Raw genomic sequence first — 18218 nt, 5'->3', positions numbered from 1 at the left:
TGACGATCTTCGCGAGCAAGCCCGCTCCTACAGGTACTTTGGCTTACTGCGCCGTGTAGATCTGGTCGAACACGCCACCGTCGTTAAAGAATTTCGGTTGGGCAGTTTTCCAGCCGCCGAAGTCTTTGTCGATAGTCACCAGGTCCAGTTTCGGGAACTGCTGGGCGTATTTGGCAGCCACTTTTGCATCGCGTGGGCGGTAGAAATTCTTGGCTGCAATCTCCTGGCCAGCCGGGCTGTACAGGTGCTTCAGATATTCAGTGGCGATTTCGGTGTTGCCCTTTTTCTCGGCGTTCTTGTCGACCACGGCCACTGGCGGCTCGGCGAGGATCGACAGGGAAGGCACGACGATATCGAACTTGTCGGCGCCGCCGTCTTCTTTCAGCGCCAGGAACGCCTCGTTTTCCCAGGCCAGCAACACGTCACCCTGACCGTTGTTGACGAAGGTGATGGTCGAACCACGAGCCCCCGTGTCCAGAACCGGTACGTGCTTGAACAGCTCTTTCACGTATTCCTGGGCCTTGGCTTCGCTGCCACCGGCCTTGAGGCCATAGGCCCAGGCGGCGAGGAAATTCCAGCGCGCACCGCCGGAGGTTTTCGGGTTCGGAGTGATCACCGACACGTCTTTCTTGATCAGGTCGCCCCAGTCCTTGATGCCTTTGGGGTTGCCCTTGCGCACCAGGAACACGATGGTCGAGGTGTATGGAGTGCTGGCGTCCGGCAGGCGGGTCTGCCAATTCTCCGGCAGGGTCTTGCCCAGCTTGGCGATTTCGTCGATGTCACCGGCCAGGGCCAAGGTCACCACGTCGGCGCGCAGGCCGTCGATCACGGCCCGGCCTTGCTTGCCCGAACCACCGTGGGATTGCTGGATCTTGACGTTGTCGCCGGGGTGGGACTGTTTCCAGAAGGCGGTGAACTCAGCGTTGTAGTCCTGGTACAGCTCACGGGTAGGGTCATACGAGACGTTGAGCAACTCGTAGTCCTTGGCAACGGCGGAACCGGCAAACACGGCACTGGCCAATGCGGCCAGGGCATAACGGCGAATCGACGACATAGAAGCTCCTGAAATTCTGGGGGTGTTGGCTTTTTCTTATAGTTGCGGGTCTATCGCCGTTCTTGCCTAGCTCGGTTTGTTCCCCGGGTTCTGCAGACGGAATTTTTCCTTGCGTTCGATCTGTACCACTTGGGCGTTGTGCACCGTGATTTCCACCGCGCCAAACCGCAGATCGCGCAGGGCGCTCTGGATCTCACGCAAAATGGCTGCTTCGTCCTGGCCGTCGACGCTACGTAGAGATGCGCTCATGGTCTCGCTCCTGAAATGAATAGTGCCTCGCAGTGGCGGCACTGCTTGCGGCGTGAGGGCGATAGTAGATAAGCGCGGATATTCTTAAAAATACTATTTAAGAATGTTTATATAACCAGAAAGAATTTTCTGACAGGACGCGGGGTTGCGCGAGGTTTTTGCGCCCGAGCGCCGAAATAACGCCTTGTGAAGTTCCAAATGTGGGAGGGGGCTTGCTGAAGGCTTTTTGTAGGAGCGAGGGGGACGCCTAGTTCTTGCTCGCGAAAAACTCACAGGCACCGAGTTCATTCAGGACACACGCGTTATCGTTGAGGTTTTTCGCGAGCAAGAACTAGGCGTCCCCCTCGCTCCTACAGAAGGCGATGTACGCTTAACTCCCACATTTGACTGCATTTCAGGTCTGGATTGGCGGGGCGCGCTGCCAATCAATGTCCTGCGCCGGCATTGGCCGCCCAAACCAATACCCCTGCCCCATATCGCAGCCTTGCTCCAACAAGAACCGGGCCTGCTCCACCTGTTCAATGCCCTCGGCATGCACCTGCATGCCCATGCTTTTGGCCAGGGCGATGACCACCCGCACAATCGCGGCGTCATCTTCGTCCCACGGCAACCCGGCAACAAACCCCTGGTCGATCTTGAGCTTCTGCACCGGCAGGCGCTTGAGGCGCAACAACGAGGAATAGCCAGTACCAAAGTCGTCGATGGCCAGGCGCAAGCCCAGTTCGCGCAGGCGGTGCAGTTGTTCCAGGGCCACTTCAGGGTCTTCCATCACTGCGCTCTCGGTGACTTCCAGCTCCAGAAAGGCGGGGTCCAGGCCAGTGGTGTGCAGCACCTGCGCCACTTGCTCATACAGCTCGCGTCGGGCGAACAGGCGGCTGGAGACATTGATGGCGATAAAGCTCAGTTGCACGCCATCGGCCAGCCACTGGCACATTTGGCGACAGGCCTGGTCCATGACCCAGGCGTCGATATCGGCGATCAGCCCGGTCCGTTCGGCGATGGGGATGAACTCGACCGGCGGCACCAGGCCGCGCTCCGGGTGTTGCCAGCGCACCAGCGCTTCGACACCGATCAGGCGGCTGTTGTGCAGGTCATGCACCGGCTGGTAGTAGACGCGCAGCTCTTGCTGTTCGAGCGCGCGGCGCAGTTCGCTGGCGATTTCCACCCGGTTCTGCGCGTGGGCGGTCAGCTCTTCGGTGTACAGGGCGTAACCTTCGCGGCCCACGCTCTTGGCCTTGAACAGCGCGGAATCGGCATTGCGCAGTAACTGTTCGGCGCTCAGGGCATCACTGGGGAACAGGCTGATACCGATGCTTGCACTGATAAACAACTGATGGCCGTCGAAGATGAACGGCTCCCGCAAAGCATCGAGTATGCGTTGCGCCAGCGCGGCGGCCTGCACCACCTGTGGACAACTTTCCACCAATACGGCGAACTCATCCCCGCCCAGGCGTGCCAGGGTGACACCCGGGCCAAACAGACCTGCGAGGCGTTCACTGACCTGCTTGAGCAGTTGGTCGCCGACGTTATGGCCGAGGCTGTCGTTGATGATCTTGAAGTGGTCCAGGTCAAGCAACAGCAAGGCGCAGCCGCGCTTGTGGACTTGCGCCGAGGCCAGTGCCTGCTCGGCGCGGTCGGTGAACAACAGGCGGTTGGGCAGGCCGGTCAGGGGGTCGTGGTGGGCGAGGTGGGCCAGTTCGTGCTCGGAATCCTTGATCGCGGTGATATCGGAAAACACCGCGACGTAATGGCTGAGCTGGCCGTGATCATCATGGATCACACGGATGGTTTGCCACTGTGGATAAATTTCGCCGCTTTTGCGCCGGTTCCAGATTTCGCCACTCCATTCGCCGGTGCGCTCCAGGGTCTGGAACATCTGTTGATAAAAACTCGACGAATGGCGCCCGGACTTGAACAGGCTCGGTTGCTGGCCCATGACGTCTTCGCGTCGATAGCCGGTGATCGCCATAAAAGCGCGGTTCACATGCACGATCAGCCCACGGGCGTCGGTGACCAGTACGCCTTCACGGGTGCAATCGAATACAGCAGCCGCCTGGCGCAGGCGCTCGCGGTTTTCTTTCAGGGGCTGGGCAAGCAGATTGGCCCGGGCAAAGCGCGCGCAAATCAGGTAGATCGCCAGGGCACTGAGCGCCACCCACACATAGCCGCGCACCTGCAGCCATTGGTTCAGCTCGCTGGGATTATCGAGAAACTCGATCAATACCCGTTGAGTGAGCCCAACCCACAGCATCGAAACCAGCAGATATACCAACCCGGCACGGCGGGCGCCTCGGTATGAAAACAGCATATGGTTAGTAGTCCTTACTAAAAAGCCAGATTCGCCCTACAAAGGCTGCGGATTATAGAATAAGAAACATCCAGTCACTCCTATCTGAAAGGGTGGCTGGTTTTCTCTGTAGGCTTAGTGATAATGCGTGAGCTGTTTTTTTCTTTATCTGAGGGCCATACAGCCTATGTGGTACAACGGTTTTCTTGACTTGTCGGCCTGGCAACTGGTGGCAGTCACTCTGTTGATGACCCACGTGACCATCGTTGCGGTCACCGTCTATCTGCACCGCTATTCAGCCCATCGCTCCCTGGAGCTCAATGCCGGCCTGAAACACTTCTTCCGCTTCTGGCTGTGGCTGACCACGGCGCAGAACACCCGCGAGTGGACCGCTATCCACCGCAAGCACCACGCCAAATGCGAAACCGTCGACGACCCCCACAGCCCGGTGATCAAAGGCCTGTCCACCGTACTGCGCAAAGGTGCCGAGCTGTACCGGGCCGAGGCGGAAAACCCCGAGACCCTGCGCATCTACGGCAAGAACTGCCCGGACGACTGGCTTGAACGCAAGCTCTACACGCCGTACCCGTTGCTGGGCGTGGCGATCATGGGCGTGATCGACCTGCTGCTGTTCGGCACCATCGGCATCACCATCTGGGCGATCCAGATGATGTGGATTCCGTTCTGGGCCGCCGGCGTAATCAACGGCCTCGGCCATGCCATCGGCTACCGTAACTTCGAATGCCGCGATGCGGCGACCAACCTGGTGCCATGGGGCATCATCGTCGGTGGCGAAGAGCTGCACAACAACCACCACACCTATCCCAACTCCGCCAAATTGTCGGTGAAAAAGTGGGAGTTCGACCTGGGTTGGGCGTGGATCAAGGTATTCAGCTTCCTGCGCCTGGCCAAGGTACAGCGCGTGGCACCGATTGCCCACCGCGTGGAAGGCAAGGGCCACCTGGACATGGACACCGCCATGGCGATCCTCAACAACCGCTTCCAGATCATGGCCCAGTACCGCAAGCTGGTGATCGGCCCACTGGTCAAGCAAGAGCTGGAAAAGGTCGATCACTCGGTGCGCCACCAGTTCCACCGCGCCAAGCGCCTGCTGTCGCGGGAAACCAGCTTGCTGGATGACCGCCATCACCTGCGTATCCAGAGCATGCTGGAACACAGCCACGCGCTGACCGTGATCTACGAAAAACGCCTGGCACTGCAGCAGATCTGGCTCAAGACCAGCTCCAATGGCCACGACATGCTGGCGGCAATCAAGGAATGGGTGCATGAGGCAGAGGCCAGTGGTATCCAGTCCCTGCGCGATTTTGCCCACCAGCTGAAAACCTATTCGCTGCGCCCTGCGGCGGTCTGATGATGCGGGGGGAGGGGCCTGCCCTCCCCCGCAATCACTTTTTTGACGTCATTCTCCAGACACGCGCTAATCCGTCCTAATCGCCCCTGATGACGGAACTTCGCTGCAATTCGTCCCTCTCAAACAACACTTCGCCATCATGGTGGCCCCTTGTTGTGACCGCTGCTGAATCCTGCGGCGCGCCCAGAGAGAGTTGTGCCGATGGTCCACGAAAAACCCTACCTGTCCGATCCGCCCACCACAGAGCCGCCCCGACCCGCAGCGGCGGCGACCTTGCTGGCGCTCATGCATGCCCAGGGCGAAGTCGAACGGCTCAGTGAGCGCGAGCAATTACTGAGTTCACTGCTGGTCAGCGTAAACGCCGTGCTGTGGGCCGTCGATTGGCAGACGCGCCGCGTGCTGTACGTCAGCCCGGCCTATGAGCGGATATTTGGACGCCCGGCCGGCCTGCTGCTCGCCGACTATCGGGAATGGCGCAACAGCATTCACCCCGAAGACCTCGACTACGCCGAATACAGCCTGGCCCGCGTGCTGGACCACGGCGCCGTGGAAGACCGTGAGTACCGCATCATCACCGCCGACGGGCAGATTCGCTGGTTGAGCGACAAATGCTACATCAACCAGCAGGTCGGACCGGGCGAACCGGTGATCGTGGTGGGCATAGCCGAAGACATCACCGAAAAGAAGCAACTGGAGATGGAATTGCACCGGCTGGCCACCACCGACGTGCTGACCCAGAGCAGCAACCGCCGGCACTTTTTCGAATGTGCCAAGCAGGCCTTCGACAGCGCCCGCGCCCAAGGCGCGCCGCTGGCGTTCCTGTTGCTGGACATCGATGATTTCAAGGACGTCAACGACACCTACGGCCACCTGGAGGGCGACCAGGTGCTGCGCCGCATCGCCGAGAGCGGTCGAGGCGTATTGCGCCGTGGCGACCTGTTCGGGCGCATTGGCGGTGAAGAGTTTGCCGCCGTACTGCCTGGATGCGCACCGGAGATGGCGTTGCAAGTGGCCGAACGCCTGGGCAAAGAGATCCAGGCCCTGAATTTCAGCTACGAAGGCCAGGCGTTCACCGTGACCGTCAGCCAGGGCCTGGCCAACCTCACCGACGAAGATTCAACCCTGGACAGCCTGTTCGCCCGCGCCGATGCGGCGATGTACGAAGCCAAGCGGCAGGGCAAGAATCGCGTGGTTGCGGGTTAGAAGATCAGATCAAGGATTAAAACCTTTCCTTAAACGAGCGTATTTTTGTGGCGAGCGGGCTTGCCCCGCGTTGGGGCGCGTAGCGGCCCTAAAACCAGTCTCCCGGTTCTACCAGAAGAAATGCGGTGGCCTTATTGGGGCTGCTGCGCAGCCCAACGCGGGGCAAGCCCGCTCGCCACAGGGGGTTCAGTTTGCTGCGCGACAGCACTGCACCTCCCATACTTGAATGTCATCGCTCTCTAGGCCTTGCGCAACCGCATCAGCTCCGACAACCCCACTTTCAGCAAGCGTGCCGTTTTACTGCTGGCCAACTCTTTCAACCCTTCTCGCTCGGTCAAGCGCGCCATTTGCGCGGCCAGGTGCACCACCAGCGCATCCCGGGCATACACCCCACCCTCCAGGGAATAGATCGCGGCGATCAGTTGGCGCAGCTCCAACGGCAAGCGCCAACGTGCGCGCAGTGCCGAGCCATAAGCGGCACCAAACGTGTAGAGGGACTCGCCGATGGCTTCGTCATCCAGGGCTCCGCCGCCCTGGCGCCAGTCTTCCAGGCAGCGCAGCAAGGCCAGGTCGCCCAGCCGATGCAGGATGCCGGCGCTGTAGCAACGCTCGTGGTCCAGTTCCAACATGCGCGCCAGGCGTCGGGCGTAGTCGGCGGTGTCCTGGGACACCTGCCAGTAGCGCTCGGCGTAGGCCACCAGGGCTGGGTCGCCCAATACCACATTGTGCTTGAGCGCCAGGCCGAGGATCAGGTTCATGCTTTGCCCGGCCGCCAGTTTGTGCAGGGCTGCCGCCAGGGTTTGCACGGGCGTGCCGTGATGGCCGGCACTGTTGGCGGCGGCGATCAGTACGGCGGTAATCTGCGGGTCCATGCGCACCTGGTCTTCCAGCTGCTTGAGGTCCAGGCCCTCAGGCCCAAGGCTGTGCTGCACGGCCGCCCTCACATCGACCCGCAACGGCGCACCATCGCAGGCATCGCGGCGACGTTCGAGGAACGCCGGCAAGGTCATGCCCGGCGTCAGCGCCGGCACTTCGCAATACACGCTTTCGCCTTCGTTGAGCAGCAAGTCTTGCAGGCGCTGGGTCAGGCCTTCCAAGTTCAGGGGCTTGGTGAGATAGGCCGTGGGCGCCAGGGGCAAGGCTTCGCGTACGCTGGCGCTGTCATTGCGACTGCTCAGCAGAATGAAGGGCAGCACGGGCGAGCGGCGCTGCTGGCGTACGTCGCGCAGCAGGCTCAGGCCATCGATGCCCGGCAGTTCCCAATCCGCCAGGATCAGGTCGTAGTGTTTTTCGCGCAGCAACGTGGCCGCGTGCTGCCCATCGGCACACACATCCAGCCGCGCGTCACAGCGCACATTCAGCAAGACTTGCTTGAGCAGATCCCGCGACCAAGGGTCCGCCTCGGCAATCAGCACACGGGGTACAGCGGGTAAAACAACAGCAGTCATCTGCACGCTCCATCGGCAATGCCTGCAACCTTAGTCAATGCCGCCGCCTGCGTACAATGAACAACGCCTGAATGTGCTGCCTCGGGCACAAAAAAACCCGCCGAAGCGGGTTTCTTTACGAACAGGCCAGCGTCCGATTACAGCTCGGAGAAGCACTCTTCGATGATCGCCAAGCCTTTGTCCAGTTGCTCGTCCGGCGCGGTCAGCGGCACCAGGATGCGCAACACGTTGCCGTAAGGGCCGCAGGACAGCAGGATCAAGCCCTTCTCACGCGCCTTGGCCACCACGGCGGAGACGGCAGCGGCGTTTGGCTTGTGGGTGTCGCCACCTTCGAACAGCTCGATCGCGATCATGGCGCCCAGGGCACGCACGTCGCCGATCACCGGGTACTTGGCCTGGATGGCCTTGAGGCCGGTGACCAGACGTTCGCCAAGGGCTTTGCAGCGATCCAGCAGATGCTCTTCTTCGAACACTTCCAGCACGGCCAGGGCCGCCGCGCAGGCGATCGGGCTACCCGCGTAGGTGCCACCCAGGCCACCTGGGGCGATGGCGTCCATGTACTCGGCCTTGCCGCACACACCGGCCAGCGGGAAACCGCCGGCGATGGATTTGGCGAAGGTGGTCAGGTCGGCAGTGACGCCCATCTGTTCCATGGCGAAGAAAGTACCGGTACGGCCGGCACCGGTTTGCACTTCGTCAGCGATCAGCAGGATGCCGTGCTTGTCGCACAGTTCACGCAGGCGCTTCATGAAGGCTTTAGGCGCGACGTAGAAACCGCCTTCGCCCTGCACTGGCTCGATGATGATCGCAGCGATGTCACGCGGCTCGGCATCGTTCTTGAAGATGCGCTCGATGCTGGCGATGGAGTCGTCGACGCTCACGCCGTGCAGCTCGTTCGGGTACAGCGCGCGGAAGATGCCACCTGGCATCAGGCCCATGCCGGCCGAGTAAGGCACGACTTTACCGGTAAGGCCCAGGGTCATCATGGTGCGACCGTGGTAAGCGCCAGTGAACGCGATGACACCGGCACGGCCAGTGGCGGCGCGGGCGATTTTCACCGCGTTTTCTACCGCTTCGGAACCGGTGGTGACCAGCAGGGTTTTCTTGGCGAAATCACCTGGGACCTTGGCGTTGATTTTTTCGCACAGCTCTACGTAGGGCTCGTAGGCCAATACCTGGAAGCAAGTGTGGGTCAGCTTGTTCAGCTGCTCGGTCACGGCCGCGATGATTTTCGGGTGCACGTGGCCGGTGTTCAGCACGGCGATACCACCAGCGAAATCGATGAACTCGCGACCTTCAACGTCGGTCACGGTGGCGTTCTTCGCGGATTCGGCGAAGATCGGGTGAATCTGGCCAACACCGCGCGGTACAGCGGCTTCGCGGCGTTTCATCAGGGAAGCGTTGGTCTTGCTCATAAAGTCCTCATTCGCCACTCATCGGGTGGCGTGGTCCAAGGAATACGTGGCGGGGAGGCAACTACGGCAGCATGCGATGATCGACTGCCACAGCTTTCCCGGCCACTACGAATAACGATGTGAAACACGCAAAGGGTCAGCGCTCTCGTGCCCTTTGCGTTTACTGCAATCCCTTGCCGGGCTTATCCCTTACAGAACTTAGATGCCCAGGCAGAGGTATTTGATTTCCAGGTAGTCCTCGATCCCGTACTTGGAGCCTTCACGGCCCAGGCCCGAGGCCTTGATGCCGCCGAACGGCGCCACTTCGTTGGAGATCAACCCGGTGTTGACGCCAACCATGCCGTATTCCAGGGCTTCAGCCACACGGAACACACGACCCAGGTCACGCGCATAGAAGTAGGACGCCAGGCCGAACTCGGTGTCGTTGGACATCGCGATCACTTCGGCTTCGTCCTTGAAACGGAACAGCGGCGCCAGCGGGCCAAAGGTTTCTTCCTTGGCCACGGCGGCGTTCTTCGGCACGTCGACCAGGATGGTCGGTTCGAAGAAGTTGCCTTCCATCACCTTGCCACCGGCCAACAGCTTGGCGCCTTTGCTCAGGGCATCGGCAATGTGCTCCTGAACCTTGGCCACGGCTTTTCCGTCGATCAGCGGGCCCGTGGTGGTGCCTTCTTCCAGACCGTTGCCGATCTTGAGCTTGGCCACGGCCACCTTGAGTTTTTCCGCGAACGCGTCGTACACCGAATCCTGGATGTACAGGCGGTTGGCACAGACGCAGGTCTGGCCGTTATTGCGGTACTTGGAGATGATCGCGCCTTCGACGGCCTTATCCAGGTCGGCGTCGTCGAACACGATGAACGGCGCATTGCCGCCCAGCTCCAGGGAAACTTTCTTGATGTCCTTGGCGCATTCGGCCATCAGCTGGCGACCGATTTCGGTCGAGCCGGTGAAGGACAATTTACGCACGATCGGGTTACTGGTCAGCTCGCCGCCGATGTCGCCGGCGCTGCCGGTGACCACGCTCAGCACGCCTTTAGGGATGCCGGCACGGTGCGCCAGCTCAACCAGGGCCAGGGCCGAGAACGGGGTTTGCGAGGCAGGCTTGATCACCATGGTGCAACCGGCGGCCAGGGCCGGGCCGGCTTTACGGGTGATCATCGCGGCCGGGAAGTTCCACGGCGTGATCGCGGCAGTCACGCCGATCGGCTGCTTGATCACGATCAGACGCTTGTCGGGCTGGTGGCCAGGGATCACGTCACCGTAGATGCGCTTGGCTTCTTCGGCGAACCACTCAATAAAGGAAGCAGCGTAGACGATCTCGCCCTTGGCTTCGGTCAACGGCTTGCCTTGCTCGAGGGTCATCAGGCGACCGAGGTCGTCCTGGTTTTCGATCAGCAGTTCGAACCAACGGCGCAGCTTATTGGCGCGCTCCTTGGCGGTCAGCGCACGCCAGGCCGGCAGGGCCTTGTCGGCGGCTTCGATGGCGCGGCGGGTTTCAGCGGCGCCCATCTTCGGCACGGTGCCGATAATCTCACCCGTGGCCGGGTTGTTGACCTTGATGGTTTGACCATTGTCCGCATCCACCCAAGCGCCATCGATAAAGGCTTGTTGGCGGAACAACTGGGTATCTTTGAGCTGCATGTCGGCTTTCCTTAACAGCACCGCGCGCACGCGGAGCGAATTAGAGTTGTTGAAAGGCGCCTTGTGGGCTGCCGTCAGGGAAATCAGCCCCAGCACGCGCGGGAAGTGAAAGAGCGCACGGGAGACAGAGCGTTTGAAATCTCAAACGAATCCTAGGATCAATGGGGGTGCAGGGCAATAGTCTGTTCGAAAAAAAGAACGAAAACCGCGTATTTACCGGATTTTTCTGATCAGCGTGATCGGCCCGTGCGCCACCAGGTTGATCCCTACCGCACGGCGCAGGGCCTCTGCGCGGCAAAATCCTACGTTTGAACGGCCAAAGACCAGCATGGACGCCCAAGGTCGACATGGGTATGATGTCGCCCGCACAAGCATCCGTAGCTCAGCTGGATAGAGTACTGCCCTCCGAAGGCAGGGGTCGTGGGTTCGAATCCCGCCGGGTGCACCATATATAGAGATGAAGAAGCCCTAGGTCGAAAGATCTGGGGCTTTTTTGTGGGTGATTGGTTGATGGTTTTTTTGATGGGGGGAATCACATTGAAGCGGTGAGATTGACGGTGTGGACAGCTCGTCTTGAGCATTGGGTTTGAACTGTCCGAAGTTTCCGGATAGCTGCCCTAGCTGAGCCAACCTCACAGATCATCTACCTGCCATCAGCTCTAGGTTGAGCCTAACGACATTCTCGTTACTCGCCCCACGTGATCTGCTCGTTCGCCCAAATGGTGAAAATAAGGAGTTCGGTGGTGTAAATAAATCTGACCCGATTTCGGCCATAAACGCCACCACATCTCTTTTCGAAATTCCCGAGGCTAAGATTTTTCTTAAGGCGTTGCAGCGCAAGAAGGTGGTGATTCAGCGGGACATTGAGAAGGATGCGTTCTATCGAGAGGCGTTGTTTCATGATAATGCGAAGGCAGCAGACAGCAGGCTCGTCGACTCGGCGAGGCCCTATTTGGCTTTATTGACCAAGCAAGCGCTACATTGTCTACCGAAGACGATGCCGTGTGGCATTCGCTTGCTATTGTTCCGCGAGATGACTTCACGGCTGGCGAGCGCGAGTTGAAGAACAAGATCTACCGGACACGTCGACCTTCAGAATTGAATGCCATGACTAGGCAAAATGCTCAAACTCAAACGCCCTGAGCACTATCATTCTCGTAGTCTACAAGCCGCCTCTGGGCGGCTTTTTATAGCTACGAGAATGCATAAATTCCTCAAAATAGACACTGGACACGGGACCGGGAAAGTTCCAAGACGCGTCTCGACGGCATATCGCTAATAACATGGACTCGACTGGCCAAACGGCGCAACGAGCTATGCTAGAGAACAGACAGCACAATAACTAAATGTTTTATGCTGGCGCCTCAGGTTTCGCATCGCGAGGTTTATCTGAACCTTTGCGAGTCCGCTTCTTTTCTCCGGATTGTACCGGTAATTTAGAAGTGGGCTTTGCAGTAGGTTTTGCGGCAGCCGCAGTAGCAGCAAGGGGTTTCGCTGCATACTTAACATTGGATTGCATATTTGGTTTGGCAGTAGACTTAACTGCGGCGAGCTTAACAGGGCTCTGTTTAATGGGCGCAATCACTTTCTTTTCTGAACCAGCCGAAACAATGGTGCCAGACGCTTGATTTTGTTTCTGATGAGCCTCAGCAGATAACTTAAGCAGTTTATTGACGGCATTACCGAAGCCTACAGACGCTAGTAGCTCACCGAACCCACTGATAAGTTGTGTTTCATTGCTTAAGCTAAGCTCTTGCCCTTCAAACTTTAGAATACATGGGTAGCCCGTGGCGCGCTGCTTCCAGCCCGCAACCTCCTGAGAAAATGTACCAATATCGGTGGTCAGAGAAAGCACAACCAAATCTTGCTTCAGATTGATAGAGTCAATCCCTGCCAGATTATTCACCAACGAAGCCGCTTGGGAAAGAGTCGACACTGAGCGAAAAACCTTTAGTTCGCCTGCTGGAAATTTACGTAGATCAGTATTAACTCTGTCAAAAACGCCATCCACCTCTCTAATCGCAGCAAGTGACTGATTGGATTTTTCAACACCCTCTTGAACCAGCTTTAAAAAGTCCATTAAACCGCCCTCTTTAAATTACAGGTAATGGGATAGTGATCAGATAACTCCTTCCATGACAATGGATTTCCGCCGACCATTATATTACTCATGATTTCGACGCCGCTCCCTACAAAACTCCATTCATCTCTAAGAAACCCAGAAGAAAGAATAATCTGATCGAATGTCCGCCAATTGGTCATATGTCTTGCATCGGAGCTTGAACAAGTACCAGCAGGCAAATGCCTTCCAGTGACAAGGTCATTCATACCTATTAATCGCCAAGTAGGATTAAATAGTGCAGTACTACGCGCCTTGACGTAACTAATATCTCGACTCGCTTTTAATGTCATCTGGATCGGCATGCTGAACGGTTCGTCGTTGAAGTCACCGCAGATAATAATGAGAGCATTAGGATCTTGCTCATAAATATCCTCCACATAGCCTCTAAGCTGCAAGGCTATCTCGACCCTAACATACTCACCCTCGGAATAGGTCTGCAAACTTTGCCAGTGGCAGAGTATTACCCAAACATCCGTGGTCCCACCTAATTTGAAAAGCAGCTTCTGTCCGACTTTCAGTCGTTTTTCAGTTGTAACTGCCTTAGCATTTAACTCCACGACCGCGCCAGCCAGATTGAGCTTACTAGTTCTGTAAACTACGCCATAGTCATCAATCGCATTACCATCTTTTTTATATAGCGGTTTAACTGTAAAGTCCAGATACGTCGGGTCACGTAGTGCTGCAGCAATGATATGGCGTTCTAGGTCAACGCAATTCTCTTCGTTCACCTCGCAAAGGCATAACAAGTCAACTCCTGAATCGAGCATAGCCAAAATCACTGCTACAAACTCAATGGTTACCTTCCCGGGCTTTGCTTTCGTGGCAGGTGCTGAGAGATGACAGTTCCACCAGGCTATTTTTAGATCCATGACATCTTCAGGCTCCGAAATCAATCTCCTGAACCTTACCTGAGAATCGCGTGGGCTAGAAGTTGTTAAGTCATTCAGGGTGCTTTTTGTTTCCCGACTCACCTCTTTTCAAGAAATTCATACATCACCAGCTGTTAAACATTGAAACGGCCAATTGATTCGCAATTCCTTTTGGACCGAAGGTAGTCGTGGGACTGTTTGAAAGTAAGAGCCACGTGTACACCTAAGACCGCTCAGTGCCCCCCCTGAAAGGCGGCAGCTGTCAACGCGAAGTGAATGGTTGGTCAAGGGCGATGCGATCACGTGGCCTCCATCAGGAGTAATTATACAAATGGTCCCACTGATGAAGAATGTCAGCATTGATTGACTAGGTCGCGACTAGGCGCGCGCCGTTGTCCCCCCACCACACCTGCGGTCTAAATATATGGCTTTTTCCGCCCCCCCTACACCTATGCTACGTCAAGGCCGTACTGGCTCTTGAGCCGTTTTTTTGAGGATCTGCAGCCCCGCAAATCCCTGCCGTTCTCTACCTCAATACACCAAGCAAATCTAGTCAGTAATGGCGGCTACTCCGCTTTACTTCAGACTAATTATTGTCAGCGTTCTTGGCTAAGCTTGAGCGTTCTTATGACGTCTAGACGGCAAGGCGCTTTACGAGTAAAACATATCAAAAAGCCACCACAGGGAACGTGTATGAACTCGTATCAAGCGATTGTGGAATGGGCGGCAAAAGACCTGCCAGAATGGGAAGCAGACCTTGTTCGTCGCCTTTTACAAGACTCAGCGTTGAGTCCAGACCAGCTTAAGCAAATATCAAAAAACGCACTGTGCGCCTTCGGCCTTAATGATGAGAATGAAAATAAGGAATGCTCTCCGCCTGTGTATCAACTTGACGGGACCATTGCCGAAACCTCCGTAGAACCTATAAAGCTGTGTAGCATCGACATTGTAGAAAATATCAATGCCATTCATTCAGAAGCAAAGCTACCGTTTGGACACTCTGGAATCACACTAATATATGGAGAAAACGGCTCAGGAAAATCAGGATACAGCCGGATATTAAAAAGCGCGTGCTTTGCAAAACATGTAGAACCAACTCTTCTTAGCAACATTTATAAGCCAAAGACATCCAAGCAATCCGCCCGCATAAGTTTTTTGAAAAACGGCAGTCGAGAGGAATGGACCTGGACTCCAGGAAGAAACCATGCGGAATTAGCCTCCATTAATGTATTTGATACCGACTGCGGAAAAACCTTGCTTGATAGCACCAACCGTGTCACATACAAGCCCCGAGGCGCTGATATCTTCGACCATGTATCCCAAGCAATAGAAAGCGTCAAAAATACATTGCAGTTAAAGCTACGAGACGCGAAGAAACCAATTATAAACGGCTTGGAAGAAAACATAGAAGTTCAAGCCTGGTTAAATCGCATGTCGGAAAAAACCAACAGTGCCGACGTAAAACTCACTCTCACTTGGAGTGAGCAAGATTCAACAGACCTAACAAACTTAACAAGCACCGTTACCGACTACGAAAATGGCACCACAGTAAAAACTATTGCGAAATTAACAAAAATCTCAACGGAGCGGCTTCCCCGAGCAATTCAAAAACTAGCTGCTGCCGAAAAAATATTAAACGAAACAAAACCTGACGAAATTGACAACTTACAAGTTTCTGAAGTAACTGCCAAAAAAGCTTACGACTTTTCGCTCACAACTTTTGACAAAGCAGATCCATTAGAGGGAGTTCACTCCGACCCTTGGAAAATTCTTTTCACCGCAGCCAAAGAATTTTCTACCTCTCATGCCTACACCGAAAGCGAATTTCCGAACACTAGCGAAGACGCGTTGTGTGTCCTTTGTATGCAACCACTTGACGACCATGCAAAAGATCGTCTTGATCGCTTCTGGCAATTCATGCAAGACGAGAGCAAAGTAACTTACGACAAAGCTTGCACCAATTTAAAAAACAAAAAAAATGAAATCATCAATCTGGCTTTACCCGAGCCAGAAGCTTATGAACCTCTTTGTAATGATTTGGTGGAGGCAATAGGTTCAGACTTTGGGTTGGCTGAAGCGTTCCGAACACTTAAGACCAGACAGGATTTTTTCAAAGCGGATCAGCCTAAAGCACCATATAACAAAAATAACATTTCTGCTGACTCTATAAAAGACAGCGTCACTGAGAAACTCAGCAACAGACTTAAAGAACTTAAGGAAAATATATCTCCCGAAAAATACGAATTAGACAAAGAAAACTTAAAGAAGAAAAATACCAAGAAGTTACTATCAGACGCGTCCGAGAAAATCATTAACTACATCGACAATCTCAAACACAACAAAGATGTAGAAAATGGTATCAACTCACTAAAACAAACAAAAACACGATTTTCCAGCAAGGCAAAACTAATTATTTCTGAACTGGTAACGCCGGATTTTATTAACAACTTCAAAGCAGAGCTGGATGCATTTGGTATCGAACTAGAAGTTAATATAGCGCCAATCGTTAAGGACAGCGACACTTCCCACAGCTTTTCAATAGGTGCACAAAAACCAGGAAAAGTTCTCAGTGAGGGTGAGCAAAAAGTTGTTTCACTAGCAGCGTATCTCGCAGAAATTAAAACGTTTTCAAATTCATCACCCATTGTTTTTGATGACCCAGTTAGTTCTCTTGATCACGTGTACCGTGAAAAAATTGCGTCCCGCCTATGCTTGGAAGCTTTATCTAGACAAATAATAATTTTCACACACGACTTGGCACTTATTATGGAAATCGATGGCAAGTGCACGGAAATGGCTTTAAGTAAGAATATACGCCCTGCCGTTTCTTCATTTACAGTTAGAAGAAATGGTAAAGATTCTGGATTCTGTCATATAGAAGCACCTTGGCGTGGAATGAGTACGAGTAGCAGGGCGCACAACTTAGAGCAGGAGCTAAATTCCTTCAAAGATCTTTATGATTCGGACATTTCAAATTACAACAAAAAATCCGCAATGCTTTACTGCCTACTAAGGGAGGCTTGGGAGTCGTCGATTGAACAGGACCTTTTCTTCGACATAGTTAGCCGCGGAAGAAATAGCGTACAAACTACCAGATTAGGCCAAATAACAATTGAACCTTCAGATGCTAACCGAGTAACTACTAACATGTCTCTTGCGAGTAGTTGGATGTATGGTCACGATAAGTCGAGATCTCTATCAGAAAATAGGCCAACGCCAGCGGAGATAAAAATTCATATTAACGAGTTGAGAACATTTGCTAGCGACATTGCTACCCGTAGAAAGGCTGCCGAAAAAGCATTCAAGGCCCAGACCCAGCCTCCCGTTAGCACCTTCGGATAAGGTTCAGCAGGTTGCCAAGGCAGGGTCGGCCCCTGCCTCGGTGTATCCCTTACCTAAAAACACAAAGAAAAACTTTTTATTTTCAAATGGATAGTGATCCGGTAAGAAGCCCGCCGGGCACCATATAGAAATGAAAAAGCCCCAGTTCGAAAGATCTGGGGCTTTTTCGTGGACGATTGGTTGATGCGTTTTTCGATGGAGGAAATCACATCAAAGCAGTGAAACTAACGGCGTGGACAGCTCGTCATGAGCATTCAATTTGAACTCCCCGAAGCTTCCAAATAGCAGCCCCGACCTAAGCCAACCTCACAGATACTTCGAAGTTGCCCACATCTACCTGCCATCAGCTTCAGGTTGAGCCTAACCACCTTCTCGTACCTCAGGCATGGGCACGAAAAAGAACGGATGGCGCCCACCCTCGGCGTGGACCTGGCGATTCAAGCCAAAGCCCAGCACAACGTTAATGACCCCCCCGATCCCCGAACACTGGGCTTACCGTATCTGGTACAGCACAGCAGCCCCTGGTTTGGGTTCGAAAGCCGGAACAGTGCGCTGCTGCAGTGGCATACCCTTGGCATCCCAAACCAAGGTGTCCGATGGGTACTCGTCCTTGCGGGTCATGGTGTCGATCTGCTTGGCGATCACCTCTGAGCTTGCAGGCACTTCCGGGTTCCATTCGAATACGCCAACTCTGCCGTAGAACACAGCCGGCGCGTCGATATCGAGGCGCCGGTCGGGGCACATGACCAAACCGCGGTCAAGCATAACCCGCAACGCGCCAACAGGTACCGCCTTCACCGTGGGCGTGGTGCGTTCGGTGCTGTGGCCTGGGCAGACATTGGCCGAGCGAGTAACCATCGCCTCGACCACTTCAAGATCGGATTGGGCCTGCGCCGAAACGGCAACGGCAGATAGGGCGAGCACTACCAGATTTGACTTCCAGGGCACGCGAAACCTCCTATGGAAAAAATACCCCAACGCTGCGGACTGCCCCCCACGTAAGAACAGTTCGTTGCCAGGAGGCACACTTGAGACCAACACGACATTTAATTTGTTCCAGTTGCTGATCGCCAGTGCTGGGCTGACCCAGGTTTGAAAGAAGCGCTCGGGACGGCATGGGCTAAGGGCCGGAGATGCCTTGTGGTCGATTATTTCCTCGCTGCCCATGACAACTTACCGCTACCGCCGCCGCCCCATCTTCTCTCCACGAATCCCC

At 55.3% G+C, this 18218-nt stretch carries 13 protein-coding genes and 1 tRNA gene; 5 read left to right on the top strand and 9 right to left on the bottom strand.

Annotation, left to right across the window (positions count from 1 at the left end; translation table 11 throughout):
* Positions 1 to 43: 43 nt before the first annotated feature.
* The 3 genes from A7317_RS00805 to dibA all read right to left on the bottom strand — a co-directional run bounded on the left by A7317_RS00805 (position 44) and on the right by dibA (position 3611).
* Positions 44 to 1054 carry a sulfate ABC transporter substrate-binding protein gene (locus tag A7317_RS00805; protein WP_069075004.1) on the bottom strand — a complete coding sequence of 337 codons (1011 nt, stop codon included), beginning with the start codon at positions 1052 to 1054 and terminating at the stop codon, positions 44 to 46.
* Positions 1055 to 1120: 66 nt separating this feature from the next.
* Positions 1121 to 1303, bottom strand: coding sequence for a sulfur starvation response protein OscA (oscA, locus tag A7317_RS00800; RefSeq protein WP_003170956.1), 183 nt, complete (start codon positions 1301 to 1303; stop codon positions 1121 to 1123).
* A gap of 394 nt (positions 1304 to 1697) precedes the next feature.
* Entirely contained in the window at positions 1698 to 3611 is a 1914-nt protein-coding gene (dibA, locus tag A7317_RS00795) for a phosphodiesterase DibA (protein WP_069075003.1), read from the bottom strand.
* Positions 3612 to 3777: 166 nt separating this feature from the next.
* Between dibA and desA the strand changes: the two genes are divergently transcribed.
* On the top strand, positions 3778 to 4962 hold the full coding sequence (gene desA, locus A7317_RS00790) for a delta-9 fatty acid desaturase DesA (RefSeq protein WP_024072739.1): 1185 nt from the start codon (positions 3778 to 3780) through the stop codon (positions 4960 to 4962).
* Between the two features lie 201 nt (positions 4963 to 5163).
* Positions 5164 to 6165 (top strand): GGDEF domain-containing protein, encoded by a 1002-nt coding sequence (locus A7317_RS00785; protein WP_069075002.1) that lies wholly within the window; start codon positions 5164 to 5166, stop codon positions 6163 to 6165.
* Positions 6166 to 6404: 239 nt separating this feature from the next.
* On the opposite strand, the gene A7317_RS00780 is transcribed toward A7317_RS00785, so the two are convergent.
* The 3 genes from A7317_RS00780 to gabD all read right to left on the bottom strand — a co-directional run bounded on the left by A7317_RS00780 (position 6405) and on the right by gabD (position 10669).
* Positions 6405 to 7613 (bottom strand): HDOD domain-containing protein, encoded by a 1209-nt coding sequence (locus tag A7317_RS00780; protein WP_069075001.1) that lies wholly within the window; start codon positions 7611 to 7613, stop codon positions 6405 to 6407.
* A gap of 137 nt (positions 7614 to 7750) precedes the next feature.
* Positions 7751 to 9028, bottom strand: a complete 1278-nt coding sequence (gene gabT, locus A7317_RS00775) for a 4-aminobutyrate--2-oxoglutarate transaminase (protein ID WP_024072736.1) — start codon at positions 9026 to 9028, stop codon at positions 7751 to 7753.
* A 198-nt stretch (positions 9029 to 9226) separates the two neighbouring features.
* Entirely contained in the window at positions 9227 to 10669 is a 1443-nt protein-coding gene (gene gabD, locus A7317_RS00770; protein ID WP_069075000.1) for an NADP-dependent succinate-semialdehyde dehydrogenase, read from the bottom strand.
* 371 nt (positions 10670 to 11040) lie between these two features.
* Between gabD and A7317_RS00765 the strand changes: the two genes are divergently transcribed.
* Positions 11041 to 11117, top strand: a tRNA-Arg gene (locus A7317_RS00765).
* A 216-nt stretch (positions 11118 to 11333) separates the two neighbouring features.
* Entirely contained in the window at positions 11334 to 11732 is a 399-nt protein-coding gene (locus tag A7317_RS00760; protein ID WP_069074999.1) for a hypothetical protein, read from the top strand.
* Positions 11733 to 12020: 288 nt separating this feature from the next.
* Here the strand turns inward: A7317_RS00760 and A7317_RS00755 are convergent, their stop codons facing one another.
* Complete coding sequence (locus tag A7317_RS00755) at positions 12021 to 12749, bottom strand: hypothetical protein (protein ID WP_069074998.1); 729 nt, start codon at positions 12747 to 12749, stop codon at positions 12021 to 12023.
* On the bottom strand, positions 12749 to 13660 hold the full coding sequence (locus A7317_RS00750; RefSeq protein WP_069074997.1) for an endonuclease/exonuclease/phosphatase family protein: 912 nt from the start codon (positions 13658 to 13660) through the stop codon (positions 12749 to 12751). The genes A7317_RS00755 and A7317_RS00750 overlap by 1 nt, the downstream gene beginning before the upstream one ends.
* A 693-nt stretch (positions 13661 to 14353) precedes the next feature.
* Between A7317_RS00750 and A7317_RS29730 the strand changes: the two genes are divergently transcribed.
* Positions 14354 to 17002, top strand: a complete 2649-nt coding sequence (locus tag A7317_RS29730; RefSeq protein ID WP_172831334.1) for an AAA family ATPase — start codon at positions 14354 to 14356, stop codon at positions 17000 to 17002.
* A gap of 492 nt (positions 17003 to 17494) precedes the next feature.
* Here the strand turns inward: A7317_RS29730 and A7317_RS00745 are convergent, their stop codons facing one another.
* The gene (locus A7317_RS00745; RefSeq protein WP_237141786.1) at positions 17495 to 18169 is read right to left on the bottom strand and encodes a hypothetical protein; all 675 of its coding nucleotides are present in this window, start codon (positions 18167 to 18169) and stop codon (positions 17495 to 17497) included.
* Between the last annotated feature and the right edge of the window lie 49 nt (positions 18170 to 18218).

It is taken from the genome of Pseudomonas fluorescens (assembly GCF_001708445.1).
GTDB lineage: Bacteria > Pseudomonadota > Gammaproteobacteria > Pseudomonadales > Pseudomonadaceae > Aquipseudomonas > Aquipseudomonas gorinensis.
Note: the sequence above shows the minus strand (reverse complement) of the source record. Positions and strands in the feature narration are given on the sequence as shown.